This is a genomic window from Streptomyces sp. NPDC044061 (genome assembly GCF_056434305.1).
In genome coordinates this window covers 22,677-40,893 of record NZ_JBWKFL010000045.1, presented here as the reverse complement: position 1 = coordinate 40,893, position 18,217 = coordinate 22,677, and the positions used below count along the sequence as shown (strand labels likewise).

Here is an 18,217-nt window from a genome sequence, read left to right as displayed (position 1 = left end):
AGCGGGTGGGGCCGCCGGAGCGGTGGCGGAGACAATACAGTCTGCACGGCGTCGTACGCGTAACGGGCGCCGATCCGCTCATAGCTCGGCATCCGCTCCACGAACTCGTATATACCGACCTGCCTCTTTGATCACTGCGCTCACTGCCAGTCTTCCGGCCGCTCGACCTGCTCCAGGCGCAGCACCTGTCCCGTTCGGCTGTAGCGGCGGATCTGCGGCAGGGGCGGATAGTACGCGTGAACGGAGATCGCGTGCCCGTCGGTGGACTCGTTCAGCACCTCATGCACGTGATAGCGGCCAAACGCACGACCCTGGCCGGCCGCCAGCCGTCGCTGCCGATCCACCCCCTCGGTGAGCTCCAGCGTCTTCCACCCATCAGTGGGCAGCCGGGCGGCGAGCGAGTACTCCTTGAGCTCGCCCGACGCGGTCAGGAAGGCGCCCACCGACTCAGCGTGGTCGTGCCAGCCGGTGCCGGTCCCCGGCGGCCAGCCGATCAGCCACGTCTCACTACCACCAGGGCCCTCGAGACGCACCCAAGTGCGCCCCTCAGGGTCGAGCGGGAGAGAAGCGATCAGTTCCGCGTCGGCGGCCGTACGCCGCACAAAGTCGAGGAGGTCCGCCTGCGTGGGGAACCGGGCGGGAGCTTCGGCCTGAACAGCAACCGCAGGAGCAGAGCGCTCGACAGATTGGGAGAAGGATCGGGAGATAGTCACAAGCACCGTCCTGGTGAGGATTTCGCGTGGGATCGCGCTGCAGCGGGGCAGCGCGTTCGTCGAGGAGCGCGAACTGAACGTGCGCACGGCGGACTTCGACAGCTTTGCCGCACGTCGATTGCACGACCTCACCGAGGAGTTCCTGGCTCGGCACTGAGCTTGTGACGTGAGGTCGGATTTGAAGCGTCATGAGGCCCTGCGGAACGCTGGTACGGACGATGGTCGACCTGGCGCCCGCGCCTGAACACCGCCGCGGGCACGGCGCTCTCCGTAGCGGTCCACCAGGAGCGCATGCACTCGCCCCGCCCAACACATTAAAAGCAGCAAACCGCGGAGTGCGGAGGCGTGTCCCGGGTCAGTTTCGGTCAGACCGGCAGCACTTCTTCTGCGAACAAGCGCAGCGACGCGAAGGCGTTCTCAGCCGACAGAGCACCGTACTCGAAGGCTGCGTTGACCTGGGTGACCCCTGCCTCGGCGAGCGCGGTGAGCTGTTCGCGGATCTCGTCCGGGGAGCCGGCCAGGAGGCGTTCGGCGGCCAGGGCCTCGTCCGCAGGGTCGATGCGTGCGGGCAGCGGCGGCAGACCACCGTCGGGAACGGCGCCCCTGGCCAAGGCGCGGGAGGTCTGGATCTGGCGTGCCACCTCACGAACCGCGTCGCGGCGCCCGTCCGGGTCGGTGCCGCAGTACACGAACCGGTTCACGCCGTACTCCAGGCCGTCCGCGCGGGTTCCCTCCTCTGCGGCCAGGTCCTGCGCCGTCTGCCACTGTTTGGCCAGTTCGGCGGGTGTGGCTAGCGCGAGGCCCAGCAGGTGGAAACCGCGGCGCACGGCGAAGCGCGTCGACTCGGGGCTCACCGCCGCCAGCCACACGGGGGGACGCGGGTCCTGCACCGGGCGCGGCAGCACGGTCACCGGCGCGTCCACGGTGTGGTACTTCCCGGCGTAAGGCTCGACAGAGCCTTCGAGGAGCCGCACCAGCAGATCGGTGGCCTCTTCGAACCTTTCGCGGCTGGTGTCCAGTGCACGGCCGAATCCTCGGAACTCGTGGGGCTGGTAGCCCCGCCCGATGCCGACGTCGAGCCGGCCGTCGGAGAGTGTGTCGAGCGTGCCGAGGTCGGCTGCGAGCCGCACTGGGTCCCACAGTGGCAGCACCAGGATGCCGGTCCCGATCCGCAGGTTCGGGGCCGCTGCTGCGGCCCGGGTGAGTAGGAGGAGCGGCGAGGCGCTCAGGCTGTAGCCGGAGAAGTGGTGTTCGGTGATCCAGATGCCAGCGAAGTCGTGGCCGCCGGCCCACTCCACCTGACGCAGGAATTCGTGATACTTCTCGCGGGCCGATTCCCGATCGACGGTGGGCGATACGCCGAGGTAGGTGATGCCGATCCGCACAGGGAATCCCCTCAGGCTGGTGACGTGGATGGTGACGGCGGTGGTTCGCTTCCAGGATCGAGGCCCCTGGCAAACTCTGTCTTCGCCGCGTCTAAATCGATCCCTAATGCGGCACAAGGAATGGCCAAATCGTCGGTAATTCTGCCGGGTTCGCTCATTGCCGGTATTCAGGTGACGTGGTTACGGTCGGCTTCGTCTCAGACAGTCCTCAGCCTACGGAGGCCGCATTGTCCGCCGACGCCGTCGAGGCGCCCCCGTTCCCGCAGCGCCGTACGTGCCCTTACCAGCCGCCCGACATCTACCGGGACATAGCGGAGCGCGGTCCGGTCAACCAGGTCACCCTGTGGAACGGGCGCCGGGTCTGGCTGTTCACGGGTTACGCGGAGAGCCGCGAGATCCTTTCTGATCCGCGTCTTTCCTCCGATCGCGCTTTCGACGAGTACCCCACCATGGCGCCGCATCTTGGAGCCGAGGAGGCCAGGAAACTGGTGCTTGTCGGTGAGGACCCGCCCAGCCACGACATCCATCGTCGACTGCTCAACCCGGAATTCGGCCTGAAGCATGCCCGGGCGCTCAGGCCGCGCATCGAGGCTGACATCAACGGGCTTGTCGACGCGATGCTGGACAAGGGGCCGCCGGCCGATCTTGTGCCGGACTTCGCCGTGCCCATTCCGGGGCTCGCCATGTCGGCGCTTCTGGGAATTCCGTTTGAGGACCACGCGTTCTTCCAGGACGCGACACGTGGGGTGATGCAGGCGAGCACGCCGGAGGAGACGAACGCGGCTGGCAAGGCGCTGTTCGGTTACCTCGATGGGCTGGTCTCGGCGCAGGAGCGTGAGCCGGGCGAGGAGCTGCTCGGGCGTCTGGCGCACCGGGTCCTTGCGGGCGAACTGGGCCATGACGAGCTGGTACAGCTCGCGATGGTGCTCCTGATCGCGGGGCTGGAGACGACCTCGTCGATGATTCCGCTGGGGGTGGTGGCGCTGTTCGACCACCCCGAGCAGCTAAGCGCGCTGCGGGAGGGCCGGGTGCCGGTCCGGGACGCCGTCGAGGAGCTGCTGCGGATCACGGCGGTGACGGACTTCGGCGGGGTGCGCTGGGTGACCGACGACATCGAGATCGCGGGGCGGCGCATCAAGGCCGGCGACGGGATCGTCGTGTCGTCGACGATGGCGAACCGCGACCCGTCGGTGCACGCCGATCCTTATGTGTTCGACCTGGCGCGCGGCAGCCGTCAACACCTCACCTTCGGTTTCGGCATCCACCAGTGCCTGGGGCAGAGCCTGGCCCGTACTCAGCTGGAGGTGGCGTACGGGACGCTGGTGCGGCGCCTTCCGGGGCTGCGGCTCGCCGTGGATCCCAGTGAGCTGAGGATGCGTCAGACCGGCACTATGCAGGGGCTCGTGTCCCTGCCCGTCACGTGGTAGCCCAGCGCGGCAGGGACAGGGAGTCCGTCATCATGCGCGTCATCGCCGACCGGAACCTGTGCATCGGGGCGGGCCTGTGCGTCCTGAGCGCGGAGGATGTCTTCGAGCACGACGAGGACGGGCTCACCGTCCTGCTCGCCGCGCAGCCGGACGAGGCACAGTACGAGGCTGTGCGGGAGGCCGTCGCGCTATGCCCGTCCGGTGCGCTCAAGCTGTCCGAGGAGGGTGCGCCGCCACCGCGGGAGTGATCTGCAGGGCCTCGGCGAGGCGCCGGTAGGAGGCGCGGCGCTCGCCGGGGTCGTACGTGTTGGTCAGCGCCATGACCTCGTCGGCACCGGACGCCTCGAGCAGTGCGCTGAGCCGTTCACGCACGGTGTCGGGACCTCCCATGATGTCCGAGCGCTGGTCGAGTTGTGCCTCGGCCGCGCGCTCGGCCTCGGTGGGGCGGTGCGCCAGCGCGGTTTCCTCGGGCAGCAGGCGCGGGTCCTGGCCGGTGCGGATCTGCAGAACTGCGAGTTTGGCGGGGGCCGCGATGCGGTGGGCGTGCTCATCGTCCTCACCGGCCCACACGCGCAGCGCGAGCACGGCGTGCGGTCGCGCGTCCGAGGCGTGCGGCACGAACGCCTCGCGGTAGCGGCGCAGCGCGGCGACGGCGGTGTCCGGGTTTACGTACGCGGCGAAGAAGGCGTACGGGAGGCCGGCGCGCGCGGCGCGTTCAGCGGAGGCGACACTGGATCCCAGGACGTGCACCGGGGGCAGCGGAATCTCCACGGGCACGGCGCGCAGCGCGGCGTAGGGGTGGTCCGCGGGCAGCGGGCACACCCCGCCGTAGCCGAGCAGTTCGGCGAGCAACTCCTCGAAGCGGTCGCTGCGTTCGCGGCTCCAGCCGAGCGCGGCGGACGTGGTTGCATCGCCGGTCCCCGACGAACGCCCGACCCCTAGGTCGATGCGCCCGGGATACAGGGCGTTGAGGGTGAGGAACTGCTCGGCCAGGTGCAGTGGGCGGTGGTTGGGGAGCATCATGCCGCCGGTGCCGAGGCGCAGGTGCAAGGTGTGGGCCGCGAGGTGAGCGATGAGGATTTCGGGCGCGGAGGTGCCCATCATGGCGGTGGAGTGGTGCTCGGCCACCCAGTAGCGCCGGTATCCCAGTTCCTCGACCAAGAGGGCCAGTTCGAGCGCGTCACGCAGGGCGTGGCCGGGTGCGCCGCCGACACGGACGGGGCCTTGGTCGAGCACGGAGAGCGCGGTCATGCGGGGCTCCTGTGAGTGGGTGTTCGTTGGTTCGGTGCGGGGGGTTGCAGGCGTGGGTTCGGTGCGTGGGGATGACGTGCCGTCATGGCTCCGGTCGGCCTCGCGGGATCACAGGGACGCATGGACGAGAGTGCTCGCACGGACGCCCGAGCGCAGGTGATCGGACCCGAGTCTGAGTCCCTCCCCCAAGGCCGACCTTGGCCGAGGCTTGGCCCGGTCTAAAGCGCCGCGTCGGCGTAGAAGGACACCGGCGCCCGGACGCCAGCTGGTCAGTGGTCGACGGAGTCGTGCCCGTATGCGGAGGACGGCCGGTCGAGCGAGGGGGATTTTTCGCTTGTCCGGCCGTCCGGTCGGTGGTCAGTGCTGCTCGGCCGCGTCCGCGCCCTGACCAGCCTGCGCGGTCTCGCTCGCGCCGCGGCCGGAGAACCAGAACCCGGCCACCACGAGCGCTGCCGCCACGGCGATGCCGGTCGCCCACCAGAACAGCGGCGAGATGGTGTCGGCGGGCTTGCCGCTGCCGGAGGTGAACGGGATGAGCAGCACGGCGAGTCCGATGGTGCCGCCGACGGTCAGCGCGGCCTGCAGGATGCCCGCCGTGATGCCCGTGTCCTCTGGCCGGGACGTCGCGAGGATCGTCATGTTGACCGGCACGATCGCCAGGCCCACGCCGATCCCGAGCACCACGATGGGCGGCAGGACGTCGGCCGCGTACGTGCTGGCGCCGTCGAGCCGGGTCAGCCACAGCACGGCGGCGGCGACCACGACGAGACCGATCACGCCGCGCGCCTTGAGACTGATGCCGGCCAGGTACTTGGTCAGCAGCTGGGTGGTGACCAGCATGCCGAGACCGAAGGGCAAGATGGCCAGGCCGCGCTCCAGCGGTCCGAACCGGAGAACGACGTCCAGGTATTGGACCACGTAGAAGAGGAACCCGGTCAGGACGGCGGCCAGCAGGATCAGGCCGAGGAAGCCGCCGATGCGCTCGCGGTGCGCGAAGACCCGCAGCGGCAGCAGGGGCTCGGACGCGCGCGAGTCGACCGCGAGCAGCACGGCAACCAGGACGACGGCGGCGCCGAGTGAAACCAGCGTCCCGGCGGCGCCCCATCCGTCCTCCGAGGCCCGGACCAGGCCGTACACGAGGGCGACCAGGGCACCCGTGACGAGGACCGCGCCGGCGACGCCGAGGGAGCGGCGCGTCGTCGGTGCGGGATGACGCGTGAGCACCCGCGATGCGATCAGGACGACGGCGAGGGCGACGGGCACGTTCACGAGGAGCGTCCAGCGCCAGTCGCCCGCCCAGGTCAGCACGCCGCCGAGGATCATCCCGGCGGCGGCGCCGAGGCCGGTCACCGTGGAATAGAGGCCGAACGCCTTCTGCTGGCGCTCTCCCTCGAACTCGATCGTGAGCAGGGCGAGGCCGGTGGGGCCCGCGATCGCGGCGCCCGCGCCCTGCAGCACGCGCCCGGTCAGCAGGACGGGGAAATCGGGGGCGAGGCCGGCGACCAGCGAGGCGACGCCGACGAGGGCAACGCCGGCGAGGAAGACCCGGCGGTGGCCGAGCACGTCGCCGAGGCGCCCGGCGAGCAGTAGCAAGCCGCCGAAGGCGAGGAAGAAGCCGTTGAGCACCCAGGAGGCGCTGGTGACGCTCAGGCCGAGGTCGGCCTGAGCGCCGGGCAGCGCGACGTTCACGATCGTGCCGTCGAGCTGGAGCATGAACTCCGCTCCGACGAGGGCGAGCAGCACAAGACCCCAGGGTGCGGGGGACGCATGCGCCGGGGACTGCGCCACGGGCCCGGCTCCCGGACTGGTCTCGGTGGACATGGAAGTGCCTCCTTGAAGGGCCTGGACGGACGGCCCCGGCTCACCAGCTAACCTGAGGCCACCTCGACTTAATGGGGTCAGTTAAGCTGAGGCTGCCTCATGTAGTCAACCGCGGGAGGAACGGCCATGGCATCGACGGCGCCCTACATCGCGCAGCGCCCCAAGCGGGCGGACGGCCGGCGCAACTACGACACGATCCTCGCCGCGGCCCGCAAGGCCTTCGCGGTCTCCGGCTCCGACGCCTCGCTGGAGGACATCGCCGCCCAGGCGGGTGTGGCCATCGGCACCCTGTACCGGCACTTCCCCACCCGCGCCTCGCTCGTGGAGGCGGCCACCCGCGAGGGCCTGGACACGCTCGTCGCCGAGGCCAGGGAATACGCCGCCGACAACGACCCGCTCGACGCCCTCGCCCGCTGGATGAAGAGCGCCGTCGCCCACATCAGCACCTTCCGCGGCCTGGTCGGCATCCTCACCAAGGCCATGTACGACGAGGGCACCCCCTCGCACGTGGCCTGTACCGCGATGCACCGCTGCGGCGCCGACCTGCTGCGGGCGGCGCAGGAGGCGGGCCAGGTGCGTGATGACCTTACCCCCGACGACCTGTTCGACCTGCTCACGGCGGCCGGGTGGGTGAGCGAGAACGCGGCGCCGGACAGGGACGCCGGCACCCGGGTCCTGCGCCTGATACTGGAGGGCTTGGTGCTGCCCGGGACGGGTTCAGTGCGGCTTTAGACCGCGTTGGGACGATGCGGCCCACCCGTCCACACGACCAGGAGGGACCTGTCGTGCCTGCGCACAGCCAGCCGAACCCCGCCCGCACCCTGCACCTGAACGTGCACCCCGTGGCCGCGGGCCACCATCCCGGCGCGTGGCGGTGGCCGGGCGCCGATCCCGTGGCCTTCTCCCGGATCGAGGGGTACCTGGACGTGGCGCGGACCGCCGAACGGGGGCTGCTCGACGCGGTGTTCCTCGCCGACGTGCCCGGCCTCCACGCCGATCTGACCGAGTACCCGATCGTCAACGGCCTGGAACCGACCCTGATCCTGACCGCCATGGCCGTCGTGACCGAGCGCATCGGCCTGGTCGGCACCGCCTCCACCACGTACAACGAGCCGTACAACATCGCCCGCCGGTTCCGGGCCCTGGACCTGATCAGCCACGGCCGGGCAGGCTGGAACGCGGTGACCACGTCGGGCCCGCGCGTCGCCGGGAACTTCACCGCCCACGAGCCCGACTCGGCCGAACGATACGCACGCGCCCAGGAGTTCGTGTCCGTCGTACGCAAGCTGTGGGACAGCTGGGCGCCCGACGCTCTGGTCACGAACGTGGCGTCCGGCCGGTACGCCGACATGGCGCGGATACGCCCGATCCACCACCACGGCGCCCACTACGACGTGGCCGGACCGATCAACCTGCCCCCGTCCGAGCAGGGCCACCCGGTGATCTTCCACGCCGGCGTGTCCGACAGTGTGCGGACGCTGACGGCACGCACGGGCGAGGTGATGTTCAGCGCCGTCGCCGATCCTGACGCGGCGCTCGCCGACATCTCCGACATCCGCTCCCGCGCGCTCGCCTCCGGCCGCCCTGCCGGATCGGTGCTGTTCCTGCCGGGGCTGGTCACCTCCGTCGGCGGCACCGAGGAGGAGGCACTCAAGCGCCGTGAGGAGCTCGACGAACTCAGCGGAAACGAAGGCGCCTTGTTCGCAGTGGCCGCCACCCTCGGCCTCGACGCCGGTGACTTGACGCTCGACCGGCCCGTTCCCGAGGCCCTGCGCGGCGGTCTGCACCGCATCGGCGGCCACGCCCGCGCAGTGGCACGGCTGGCCCTGGAGGGCCGCACCGTTCGCGACATCGTACGGCGCGGCGGTGGCGGTGGGCATGTGGTGGCCGTGGGCACGCCCGAGCAGGTCGCCGACGTGATCCAGGCGTGGTTCGAGTCCGGGGCCGTCAACGGGTTCACCCTCATGCCGGACGTCACCTTCGACGGGCTGCCCGCTTTCGTCGACGAGGTGGTACCGATCCTGCAGCGCCGGGGCCTCTTCCGTACCGCATACGAGGGCAGCACCCTGCGCGAGCACTACGGTCTGGCGCTGCCGGACGTCGCCCTGCGGGACCGGGCCGCGGTCCCGCGGGCGAGTGCCGAGCGGATCACGAACTCAGCCTGACGCCCTCCAGCCGCGGCGAGGTAATGGCCGGGGCGAAACCGGTGACCTGCTTCGAACGTCCGAACAGCCACGGTGACGTGAACAGCATGATGTTCGAGCCGCTGCGCACGGTCTGCGCCGTGACCCTGCGCAGCGCCGGGGCGTAGCCAGGGCTGTCCACGGGCTGGTCGCCGGCGTCCTGGAGCGCCTTCGTCAGGGCCGGGACGTCGTAGCTGCCGTAGGGGGTGTTCGCGAACGACAGCTGCTGCGCGGGCGACTCCCGGCCGAAGACACCGCTCGGGAAGAACGCGACCTGGTGCTTCACGTACACCTTGTCGGCGACCTGAGCGACGGGGATCTGCTCCAGAGTGGTGTTGATCCCGGCCCTCTTCAGCTGGTCCTGCAGCAGTTCCGCCTCCACGCGCCGGTCGATGCCGCCGGGGCTGGAGAACCAGGTGATCGGAAACGGCTTGCCGTCGTACTTCGCCCGCTTCAGCAGGGACTTGGCCTTGGGCAGGTCGTAGGCGTAGGCGTCGGCACTGCCCGGGTCGTAGGCGATGTAGCTGTCGGGGAAGGGCTGTACGGTGGGCTCGCCGTGGCCGCCGTTGAGGACCTTCACCAGGGCCTTGCGGTCGATGGCGTGGTTGACGGCCTGTGTGAACAGCGGGTTGTCGAACGGCTTGAGCTTGGCGTCGACCTCGATGCTGGACACCTGCAGGCTCGGGAACTCGTCGACGGCGAGGCCGGACGCCTTCAGGGAGGCGACCTGGGTGCCGTTGATGAAGCTGGCGAGCTGGGTCTCGCCGCTGCGCAGCGCGGAGACGATGGCCTGCGGGTCGGACAGGAACTTAAGGGTGACGCCGGCCAGGTGGATGTCCTTTGTGTCCCAGTAGTCGGGGTTGCGCTTGAGGACGGCCTGTCCGTCGGGGCTGTAGCTGGTGAGCGTGAAGGGACCGGAGCCCACCGGTGCGGTGGCGAGCTTCTTGGGGTCGGCCGCGGCCGCCTTCGGGCTGACGACCATGCCGGTCTTGCCGCCGAACGCGAGCGGCAGCGCGTAGTCCTTGCGCTTCAGGTGCAGGACGACGGTGGTGGGGTTCGGGGCGTTGATCGTGGCGATGGAGTCGAGCTGGCCGGCGATGCCGGAGTCGGCCTGGGTCTTGCCCCGTTCGATGCTCTTCTTCACGGCTTCGGCGTTCAGGGGGGAGCCGTCGGAGAACGTCAGGCTGGGACGGAGGGTGAAGGTCAGGGTCCGGCCGTCCTTGCTGTACGCCCACTTGCTGGCGATGCCGGGGCGGGCCTCCCCCTTGGGGCCGAGCCGGGTGATCGAGTCGTAGACCAGGCTGAGCGGGGTGACGTCGATACCGGACTGGGAGGTGACCGGGTCCCAGGTGGAGGGCGTGGGCAGGGACCAGCTGAGGGTGCCGCCGGGGGCTGCTCCGGCCGCGCCTGTATTGTCGCCCCCGGTGCCGCTGCACGCGGTGAGCAGGGCGGTGAGGGCGAGGACCGCTGCGGCCGTTCGGGTGTGCGGTGTGGCGCTGTGCGGGTTCACTGGGGTTCCTTTCCGGGCCGGGGCCACAGGCTGGCTCCGGGCGGCTGGTGCGTAACTGAGCGGTCGGGGCGTCGTCGGCTCACGCCGGGAGGCGGGCGAGTCGGGCCTTGAGGGTGCGGGGGGCGGCGTCCAGGAGCAGCTGGGTGTAGGGGTGGGCCGGAGCGGTGAGGACCTGGCGGGTTGGGCCCTCCTCGACGATGCGGCCCTCGTGCAGGACGGCGACGCGGTCGGCGACCTCCGCCATGCTCGGCAGGTCGTGCGAGATGACGGTGACGGCGAGCCGCAGGTCGTCGCGGAGCCGGCCCAGGAGGGCGAGGATCTGTGCGCGGCCGGAGGCGTCGAGCGCGCTGACGGGTTCGTCGCATACGAGCAGTCGAGGCCGGGCGGCCAGGGCGCGGGCGATGGCGACGCGCTGGCGCTGTCCGCCGGACAGCCGGCCTGGCGTCCGGTCGGCCAACGCAGGGTCGAGGCCGACGAGCTGAAGGAGTTCGGCGGCGCGTGCGGCACGCGCGGCGGCGTTGCCCTCACGGCGCACGGCGAGGCACTCGGTGATCGAGTCGGCCGCCGTCAGGTCCGGGTCGAGGGAGCGCAGCGGGTCCTGGAAGACGTACTGGAGGGTGCCTTGGCGGCGCAGCGCGCGGCGGGCGCGACGGCTCAGGCGGGTGATGTCACGGCCGTCGAGGTGCACGCTGCCGGAGGTTGGGGTGACCAGGCCGAGCACGGCACGTGCCAGGGTCGTCTTGCCGGATCCGGTCTCCCCGATCACACCGGTGACGGTGGCGGCGGGGACAGCGAGGTGCACGCCGTTGAGGACGCGGTGCCGTGAACCGTCGGGGGCGCGGTATGTGACGGCCAGGTCGTCGACGCGCAGGACGGGCTCGGGTTCAGGAGCGGGCATACGGCTCCTCCTCCAGCAGGCCCGCGGCCGTCAGGAGCGAGCGGGTGTAAGGGTGTTCCGGGCTGTTCAGGAGCTTGTGCGCGGGCGCCACCTCGACGAGCTCTCCGTGTCGGAACACGCCGATGTCGTCGCAGAGTTCCTCAACTGCCTCCAGGTCGTGGGAGACGAACAGGATGGCGAGGCCGAGGCGTTCACGCAGGGAACGCAGCAGGGCGAGGACGTCCCGCTGGGTGCGTGCGTCGAGGGCTGTGGTGGGTTCGTCGGCGACCAGCAGGTCGGGGTGACAGGCGACGGCGAGGGCGAGCATGGCCCGCTGCTGCATGCCGCCGGACAGCTGCGCGGGGATCTGCCGGGCGACGCGCGCGGGATCGCGCAGGCCGACCTCGGCGAGCAGGTCGAGGGCACGCTCGCGGGCTTCGGCGCGGGTGGCCCCGCCGCGTACCCGCAGCACCTCGCGCAGTTGCCTGCCGATGGTCAGGGACGGGGTGAGATACGAGCCGGGGTCCTGGAAGACGGCGCCGATGCGGGCGGCGCGCAGCGGCTGCCATCCGCGCCGGTCGAGCCGGGTGATGTCCTGGCCCGCGAACCGGACCCGCCCCGCCGTGACAGTGCATCCGGCGGGGAGTACGCCGAGCACGGCGCGGCAGGTGAGGGTCTTGCCGCTGCCCGACTCGCCGACGAGGCCGAGCGTGCGTCCGCGGCGCAGGGTGAAGCCGACACCGCGGACGAGCGGCGTGTCCGTGCCCGCGGCCGAGATCGTCAGGTCCTCCACGGACAGGAGGGGACCGGGATCAGACACGGGTGGCCTCCTTCACCGTGCCGGGGACGGGGGCCGCGGGCTCGCCGCGGCGCAGGGTGTCGGCGAGGGCGTTGCACGACCACACCGTCGCGATGATGAACAGACCGGGCCACAGCGGGCCCCATGCGTCCTGCCACAGTTGCTGGACGGTGTCGGCGAGCATGCCGCCCCAGGTGGGGTGCGGTGGCTGCACGCCGAGGCCGAGGAAGCCGAGGCCGGCGGTGGCGAGGACGGCGTATCCGGCGGTCAGAGCCGTGGTGACGCCGAGCGTGGGCAGGGTCTTGCGCCAGATGTGCCGGCGCACGATCCACAGGCGGGACGCGCCGAGCAGTTCCGCGGCTTCCACGTACTGGGTGTGCGCGTAGCCGAGGGCCTCGGCCCGTACGACGCGCAGCAGGCGTGGTGCGAAGAGGGCGCCGACGGCGAGGGCGGCGGTCGCCGGGCCGTTGCCGAACACACCGGCGACAGCGATGGCGACGACGACGCCGGGCAGGGTGAGCAGGGCGTCGACGCCGCGCAGCGCGACGCCCGCCGCCCTGCGGCCGAGCAGCACCGATGCGATCCCGGGCAGGGCACCGCCCACGACCCCGATGCCGACCATGGCGAGCGCGCTGAGGACGGTGGGCCGAGTGCCGGTGATGAGCCGGCTCAGGACGTCGCGGCCCAGCTCGTCGGTGCCGAACGGGTGGTGGAGTCCGGGGCCGCGCAGGACGGCATCGGAGTTCTGGGCCAGCGGGTCGTACGGCGCGAGCGCCGGTCCGAACACAGTGAGCACCAGCACGCCGAGCAGCAGTACGGCCGCGATGCGTGCCGACGCCGTGGGCAGGGCGGCTGCCAGGCGCCGGGCGGTCCGAGTGATCATGGCGCGGTGTTCATCCCTTCCGGGTCTCGGGCCGCAGCCGTGCGATGAGGGCATCGACGAGGAGGTTGGCGACCAGCACCACGCCCACGGTGACCAGGAGCACGCCCTGGACGACGGCGGTGTCGTGGGAGGCGGCGCCGCTCAGCGCGTACTGGCCAAGGCCGGGCAGCCCGAACACGGCCTCCACGACCACCGCGCCGCCGAGGAGTTCGGGCACCTCCAGGCCGATCAGCGACACCGCCGGTCCGGCGGCGGTGCGTAGCACGTGCACGAACAGCACGCGGCGCGCGCTCAGACCGCGCAGGGTGGCGCCGACGACGAAGTTCTCGGCGAGGGCACCGGCGAGCGAGGTGCGCAGCTGCCGGGCGAGGGCGGTGGCGACGACGAAGCTGAGGGACAGTCCGGGCAGCAGGACGTGCCGCAGCCACTCCCCCACGCCCGCCGCGGGCGGCGCGTATCCGGTGGCCGGCAACCACTTGAGGTGCACGGCGAACAGTTGTGCGAGCCAGATACCGGCGAGGAACACCGGCACCGTCACGGCCAACGAACCGAGCGCGGTCACCGCCTGGTCCACGCGCCGGCCCGGCCGCACACCCGCCGCAAGCCCGGCGGGGACACCGATGAGCACCGCCGCCACGAGCGCGACGAGCGCCACCGACAGATCGACGGGCAGGCGCTGGGCGATCGCGTCGGCCACCGGGATGTCGGTCAGGTACGAGCGGCCCAGATCGCCGGTGAGAGCGTGGCCCAGCCAGGACAGGTACTGCTGCGCGAAGGGTCGGTCGAGGCCCCACAGCCGGTGCAGCCGGGCCACGTCGGCTGCGGTGGCGTTCTCTCCCAGCCGGGCCGCGGCGGGGTCCACCGGCGACAGATGGCCGAGCGTGAACACGATCAGCGAGCTGAGCAGGGCCACCGGCACGACGACGAGCAGGACCAGCGTGAGGGCGCGGCGCAGGGGCCGTGCGATTCCCGGGCGGCGCCGACGGATATCCACCGGGCCGAGCGCCGCCGGGGCGTCGCGGGACAGGGTCGGGGCGGCCATCAGCGATCGGTGAACTGCAGGCTGAACTCGGTGAGCCGGGTGCCCTCGACCTCCTGCGCGGGCAGCGCCTCCTCGACGGCGGCGAGTTCGTCGGCAGTGAGGTCGAGCGTCGCGGCCGCGAGGTTCTCCTCCAGGTGGTCGACGCGCCGGGTGCCGGGGATCGGTACGACGTCGGGGCCGCGGTGGTGGACCCAGGCCAGGGCGAGCTGGCCCACAGTGACGCCCTTGTCCTTCGCCAGCGGGGCGAGCCGGTCGACGAGGGCCAGGTTGTGGGGGAGGTTGCGGGCGGTCAGGCGGGGCTGGGCCAGGCGCCGGAAGTCGTGCTCGCCGAAGGCGGACACGTCGCGGTAGCGGCCGGTGAGGAACCCGCGGCCGAGGGGCGCGTTGGGCACGATGCCGATGCCCAGCTCGCGCGCCGTGGGGGCGATCTCCGCCTCGATACCGCGGGACCACAGGGACCATTCGGTCTGCAGCGCGGTGATCGGGTGGACGGCGTGCGCACGCCGGATGGTGGCCGCGGCGGCCTCGGACAGGCCGATGAAGCGAATCTTGCCCGCGGTGACGAGTTCGGCGAGCGCGCCGACGGTCTCCTCGATGGGGACGGCCGGGTCGACGCGGGCCTGGAAGTACAGGTCGATGTGGTCCAGCCCGAGTCGGCGCAACGAGTCGTCGGCGGCCTGCCGCACATACGCGGCGTCACCGCGCACCGCCTGGCCGATGCCGCTGCCACTGCGCACCACCCCGAACTTCGTTGCCACGATGGCCTGTTCGCGTCGGCTGCCGGCGAGGGCCTTGCCGATGAGTTCCTCGCTCGCGCCGTGCCCGTACACGTCGGCGGTGTCGATGAGCGTGACGCCCAGCTCGAGGGCCCGGTGGATGGTGGCGAGCGACTCGGCGTCGTCAGTGGGCCCGTAGAACTCGCTGATGCCGAGCCCTCCAAGGCCCTGCGCGGCCACTTCGAGTGCGCCGAGGCGGCGCGTGGGCAGGCCGTCGCTCATGGGTTTCCTCCCGCTGGTCATGCCGTACGTGCGTGCGCTGCTGCGTGCCGCACAGCATGTCCGGGCGGGCTAAACCGCCTCTGAAGCCGGCGCGGGGTGCGCGGGCAGCGTGCGGTGCAGGTGGGCGGCCAGGGCGGCGGGCGTGGGATGGTCGAAGACGACGACCGGCGCGAGTTCGAGTCCGGTGTCGGCGCACAGCCGGTTGCGCAGATCGAGCAGGGCGAAGGAGGTCAGCCCCACCTCCTGGAACGCGAGGTCGCCGGTGACAGCGTCGGGGCCGTCGTGGCCGAGGACGTCCGCGGCGTGCGCCCTGATCCGCTCCAGCAGCAGCCGTTCGCGTTCGTGCCCCTCGGCGACGGTCAGAACGCTTACGAACTCGCCCTCGGGCTCGTCCGGTCGAAGTTCCTGAGGGACGAGGGCGCCGGGGCGCGGCCCGGGTGTGGTGAGCCAGTACCGCTGCCGCTGGAAGGGGTAGGTGGGCAGGTCGGTCGGCGGGGACACGGGAGCGTTCTTCAGATGCTCTTCCGCGGGTGCGATGGTCCGGCCGTGCAGGGCGAGCGTGGTGAGCGCCAGGTCGAGGGCCTGCCTCTGCGATAGGTCGCGCCGCTGGAGCGGCACATGGACCGTGTCAGGCTGGGCGACGGCGATCAGCGGGGTGAGCGTGGCATCGGGGCCGACCTCCAGGTACGCCGGATGACCCGGGAGGGCTTCGGCAAGGGCGCGCAGCCCGTCGTGGAAGCGGACAGTGCCGCGGGCGTGACTGCCCCAGTAACCGGGGTCGGCGAGGTCGCCCGGGCCGGCGGTCGTCCCGGTGACGTTCGAGGCGAGCAGCAGCCGGGGCGCGGCCGCAGTGAGCGTGCGGGCGGTGGCGTACAGGTCGTCGAGCACGGGGTCCATGTGCGGGGAGTGAAAGGCGTGGCTGACCGTGAGCCGGCGGGTGCGGTGACCGAGCCTTCCACAGCGTTCCTCCACGGCGCGTATGGCGTCGACGTCACCGGAGACGACGGTGGACCGGGCTCCGTTGACGGCCGCGACGGCGATCCGGTCCGCGTGCGGGCGCAACAGGGGGCGAACGTGGCGTTCGGCGGCCTGGACGGAGAGCATGGCGCCGCGCTGCCGCGGCAGCCGTTCCATCGACAGGGCGCGGGCCGCAACGAGCGCCACGGCGTCGTCGAGGCCGAGGACGCCGGCGACGTGGGCGGCGGCGAGTTCCCCGATGGAGTGCCCGATGACGGCGTCGGCGCGCAGCCCGTGCGCCTCGAGCAGCCGTACGAGTGCGAGCTGGAAAGCGAACAGGGCGGTCTGGGTGTAGCCGGTGCGCTGCAGCAGGTCGGCCTCGGGGGTGCCCGGGTCGGCGAACATCACCTCCTTCAGCGGCAGCGGAAGGTGGCCGCTCAGCTTCGGTGCGAGGCGGTCCAGTACGTCGTCGAGGGCCGCCGCGAACACGGGGTGGGCTTCGTACAGCTCGCGTCCCATGCCGGCCCGCTGGGATCCCTGGCCGGAGAAGGCCAGGACGAGCGGGCCGGTGGGGCGGGGTGAGGCGAGAGCGAACCCGGGAGCGGGCTTGCCGTCGGCGAGGGCGCGCAACGCATCCCGCAGCGAGGCACGATCGGCGCCGGTGACAGCCGCGCGGCGCGGGAAGCGGGTGCGGCCGTACGCCAGCCAGTGGGCGATGTCGTCGGGCGGGGTGCCCGGCGCCTGGTCGAGATGGGCGAGCAGCGCGGCGGCCGCGTCGCGCAGGGCCTGGTCCGTGCGGGCGGTGATGATCCAGGGGCGGGGGCGGGTCCGCGGGAGTTCCGGGTACGAGGGGGCGGTGGCGTCGAGGGCCGCCGCGTCCGCGGCCGGGGCGGGGAGATTCCCGGCCGGGGCCGGGAGGCGCGGAGCCTCCTCGAGGACGACGTGGGCGTTGGTTCCGCTGATACCGAAGGAGGAGACGCCGGCGCGGCGCGGCCGTCCCGCGGTGCGAGGCCAGGGCCGCGGTTCGGTGAGCGGGCGGACGGTGCCCGCGGACCAGTCGATGTGCGGCGAGGCGCGGTCGACGTGAAGGGTCGCGGGGAGCTTCTCATGGCGCAGGGCCTCGACGGTCTTGATGACGCCCGCGACGCCCGCGGCCGCCTGCGTGTGCCCGATATTAGTCTTCAACGACCCGATCCACAGCGGACGTTGACGACCGCTCCCGTAGGTAGCGAGCAGCGCGTGGGCCTCGATGGGGTCGCCAAGGGTGGTCCCGGTGCCATGTGCCTCAACGGCGTCGACCTCGTCAGGGACGAGGCAGGCCTGGTCGAGAGCGCGGCGGATGACGCGTTCCTGTGCGGGGCCGCTGGGCGCGGTCAGTCCGTTGCTCGCGCCGTCCTGGCTGACGGCGCTGCCGCGGACCAGCGCGAGCACGGGGTGCCCGAGTCGCCGGGCGTCGGAGAGCCGCTCCACGAGCAGCATCCCGGCGCCCTCGGCGAGCCCCGTACCATCGGCCGCGGCGGCGAACGCCTTGCACCGCCCATCGGGGGCGAGTCCGCGCTGCCGGCTGAACTCCAGGAACACCCGCGGCCCGGCCAGCACGCACACACCGCCGACGAGAGCGAGCCGACACTCCCTCGCGCGCAGCGCCTGCCCCGCCAGGTGCAGGGCAACGAGGGAAGAGGAGCAGGCCGTGTCCACGGTCACGGCGGGGCCTTCGAGGCCGAGCGTGTAGGCGAGTCGGCCCGAGGCGACGCTCGCGGCGTTGCCCGTCATGAAGTGGCCGTCGAGTTCGCCGGGAACTTCATGGGGCCGGGGCGCGTAGTCCTGGGCGACGAGGCCGACGAACACCCCGGTGTCGCTGCCCCGCAGGGACACCGGGTCGATGCCTGCGCGTTCGACGGCCTCCCAGCCGGTCTCCAGAAGCAGGCGCTGCTGCGGGTCCATGGTGAGCGCCTCGCGCGGCCCGATGCCGAAGAACGCGGCGTCGAAGTCGCCGGGGGCGGTCAGGAAGCCGCCGTGCCGGGCGTAGCTGGTGCCGGGCCGGGCCGGGTCGGGGTCGTACAGCGCATCGAGGTCCCAGCCACGGTCGTCGGGGAACGCGCCGATGGCGTCGCGCTCTTCGTCGACCAGGCGCCACAGGGCGGCGGGCGAGTCGACACCGCCGGGGAGGCGGCAGGCGGTGCCGATGATGGCGAGGGGTTCGCGGGCGCGATCCTCAGCGTCGTCGAGGGCCTGGCGGGTGCGTCGCAGATCGGTGGTGGCTCGCTTGAGATAGTCGCGGAGCCGATCCTCGGTGGTCGTGGTGGTCATCGGGTCCTACCTTCTTGCTCGGGCTGAGCGAGCCATTCGTAGGGTTGGCTCACCCAGGGGT

General features: G+C 71.8%; 16 protein-coding genes. 5 read left to right on the top strand and 11 right to left on the bottom strand.

The annotated features are described in order from the left end of the window. Positions 1 to 140 precede the first annotated feature (140 nt). Positions 141 to 707, bottom strand: coding sequence for a cupin domain-containing protein (locus AC07CM_RS41590; RefSeq protein ID WP_478881751.1), 567 nt, complete (start codon positions 705 to 707; stop codon positions 141 to 143). Positions 708 to 726: 19 nt separating this feature from the next. Here AC07CM_RS41590 and AC07CM_RS41585 point away from each other — a divergent pair, with 19 nt between their 5' ends. Then, the gene (locus tag AC07CM_RS41585) at positions 727 to 870 is read left to right on the top strand and encodes a hypothetical protein (protein ID WP_478881738.1); all 144 of its coding nucleotides are present in this window, start codon (positions 727 to 729) and stop codon (positions 868 to 870) included. A 208-nt stretch (positions 871 to 1,078) separates the two neighbouring features. Here the strand turns inward: AC07CM_RS41585 and AC07CM_RS41580 are convergent, their stop codons facing one another. Further along, positions 1,079 to 2,098 (bottom strand): LLM class flavin-dependent oxidoreductase, encoded by a 1,020-nt coding sequence (locus AC07CM_RS41580; protein WP_478881737.1) that lies wholly within the window; start codon positions 2,096 to 2,098, stop codon positions 1,079 to 1,081. A 227-nt stretch (positions 2,099 to 2,325) separates the two neighbouring features. On the opposite strand from AC07CM_RS41580, the gene AC07CM_RS41575 reads away from it, so the two are divergent. After that, positions 2,326 to 3,525 (top strand): cytochrome P450, encoded by a 1,200-nt coding sequence (locus tag AC07CM_RS41575; RefSeq protein WP_478881736.1) that lies wholly within the window; start codon positions 2,326 to 2,328, stop codon positions 3,523 to 3,525. A 32-nt stretch (positions 3,526 to 3,557) separates the two neighbouring features. After that, positions 3,558 to 3,773, top strand: coding sequence for a ferredoxin (locus tag AC07CM_RS41570; RefSeq protein WP_478881735.1), 216 nt, complete (start codon positions 3,558 to 3,560; stop codon positions 3,771 to 3,773). Here the strand turns inward: AC07CM_RS41570 and AC07CM_RS41565 are convergent. Together AC07CM_RS41565 and AC07CM_RS41560 are read right to left on the bottom strand one after the other, a co-directional pair. Next, positions 3,733 to 4,776, bottom strand: coding sequence for an LLM class flavin-dependent oxidoreductase (locus tag AC07CM_RS41565; RefSeq protein ID WP_478881734.1), 1,044 nt, complete (start codon positions 4,774 to 4,776; stop codon positions 3,733 to 3,735). The genes AC07CM_RS41570 and AC07CM_RS41565 overlap by 41 nt on opposite strands. A 357-nt stretch (positions 4,777 to 5,133) precedes the next feature. Beyond that, entirely contained in the window at positions 5,134 to 6,597 is a 1,464-nt protein-coding gene (locus AC07CM_RS41560) for an MFS transporter (RefSeq protein ID WP_478881733.1), read from the bottom strand. A 126-nt stretch (positions 6,598 to 6,723) separates the two neighbouring features. On the opposite strand from AC07CM_RS41560, the gene AC07CM_RS41555 reads away from it, so the two are divergent. Next, positions 6,724 to 7,329: a TetR/AcrR family transcriptional regulator gene (locus AC07CM_RS41555; RefSeq protein WP_478881732.1), complete on the top strand. Its 606-nt coding sequence runs from the start codon at positions 6,724 to 6,726 to the stop codon at positions 7,327 to 7,329. A gap of 53 nt (positions 7,330 to 7,382) precedes the next feature. Beyond that, positions 7,383 to 8,762 (top strand): NtaA/DmoA family FMN-dependent monooxygenase, encoded by a 1,380-nt coding sequence (locus tag AC07CM_RS41550; RefSeq protein WP_478881731.1) that lies wholly within the window; start codon positions 7,383 to 7,385, stop codon positions 8,760 to 8,762. Here the strand turns inward: AC07CM_RS41550 and AC07CM_RS41545 are convergent. The 7 genes from AC07CM_RS41545 to AC07CM_RS41515 all read right to left on the bottom strand — a co-directional run bounded on the left by AC07CM_RS41545 (position 8,746) and on the right by AC07CM_RS41515 (position 18,156). Then, positions 8,746 to 10,290, bottom strand: coding sequence for an ABC transporter substrate-binding protein (locus AC07CM_RS41545; RefSeq protein WP_478881730.1), 1,545 nt, complete (start codon positions 10,288 to 10,290; stop codon positions 8,746 to 8,748). The two genes, AC07CM_RS41550 and AC07CM_RS41545, sit on opposite strands and share 17 nt — an antisense overlap. Positions 10,291 to 10,369: 79 nt before the next feature. Then, positions 10,370 to 11,188, bottom strand: a complete 819-nt coding sequence (locus AC07CM_RS41540; protein ID WP_478881729.1) for an ABC transporter ATP-binding protein — start codon at positions 11,186 to 11,188, stop codon at positions 10,370 to 10,372. After that, positions 11,175 to 11,987 (bottom strand): ABC transporter ATP-binding protein, encoded by an 813-nt coding sequence (locus AC07CM_RS41535; RefSeq protein ID WP_478881728.1) that lies wholly within the window; start codon positions 11,985 to 11,987, stop codon positions 11,175 to 11,177. Before AC07CM_RS41535 ends, AC07CM_RS41540 begins: the two co-directional genes overlap by 14 nt. Continuing rightward, positions 11,980 to 12,849, bottom strand: a complete 870-nt coding sequence (locus AC07CM_RS41530) for an ABC transporter permease (RefSeq protein ID WP_478881727.1) — start codon at positions 12,847 to 12,849, stop codon at positions 11,980 to 11,982. Before AC07CM_RS41530 ends, AC07CM_RS41535 begins: the two co-directional genes overlap by 8 nt. Before the next feature lie 10 nt (positions 12,850 to 12,859). Beyond that, positions 12,860 to 13,891, bottom strand: a complete 1,032-nt coding sequence (locus AC07CM_RS41525; RefSeq protein WP_478881726.1) for an ABC transporter permease — start codon at positions 13,889 to 13,891, stop codon at positions 12,860 to 12,862. After that, on the bottom strand, positions 13,891 to 14,889 hold the full coding sequence (locus AC07CM_RS41520) for an aldo/keto reductase (RefSeq protein ID WP_478881725.1): 999 nt from the start codon (positions 14,887 to 14,889) through the stop codon (positions 13,891 to 13,893). Before AC07CM_RS41520 ends, AC07CM_RS41525 begins: the two co-directional genes overlap by 1 nt. Before the next feature lie 69 nt (positions 14,890 to 14,958). Continuing rightward, positions 14,959 to 18,156, bottom strand: a complete 3,198-nt coding sequence (locus AC07CM_RS41515; RefSeq protein WP_478881724.1) for a type I polyketide synthase — start codon at positions 18,154 to 18,156, stop codon at positions 14,959 to 14,961. Positions 18,157 to 18,217: the final 61 nt, after the last annotated feature.

Coding starts and splice junctions, on each gene's coding strand:
- AC07CM_RS41515 (WP_478881724.1), bottom strand. CDS start 18,156: ATGACCACCACGACCACCGAGGATCGGCTCCGCGACTATCTCAAGCGA.
- AC07CM_RS41540 (WP_478881729.1), bottom strand. CDS start 11,188: ATGCCCGCTCCTGAACCCGAGCCCGTCCTGCGCGTCGACGACCTGGCC.
- AC07CM_RS41525 (WP_478881726.1), bottom strand. CDS start 13,891: ATGGCCGCCCCGACCCTGTCCCGCGACGCCCCGGCGGCGCTCGGCCCG.
- AC07CM_RS41555 (WP_478881732.1), top strand. CDS start 6,724: ATGGCATCGACGGCGCCCTACATCGCGCAGCGCCCCAAGCGGGCGGAC.
- AC07CM_RS41570 (WP_478881735.1), top strand. CDS start 3,558: ATGCGCGTCATCGCCGACCGGAACCTGTGCATCGGGGCGGGCCTGTGC.
- AC07CM_RS41560 (WP_478881733.1), bottom strand. CDS start 6,597: ATGTCCACCGAGACCAGTCCGGGAGCCGGGCCCGTGGCGCAGTCCCCG.
- AC07CM_RS41565 (WP_478881734.1), bottom strand. CDS start 4,776: ATGACCGCGCTCTCCGTGCTCGACCAAGGCCCCGTCCGTGTCGGCGGC.
- AC07CM_RS41520 (WP_478881725.1), bottom strand. CDS start 14,889: ATGAGCGACGGCCTGCCCACGCGCCGCCTCGGCGCACTCGAAGTGGCC.
- AC07CM_RS41530 (WP_478881727.1), bottom strand. CDS start 12,849: ATGATCACTCGGACCGCCCGGCGCCTGGCAGCCGCCCTGCCCACGGCG.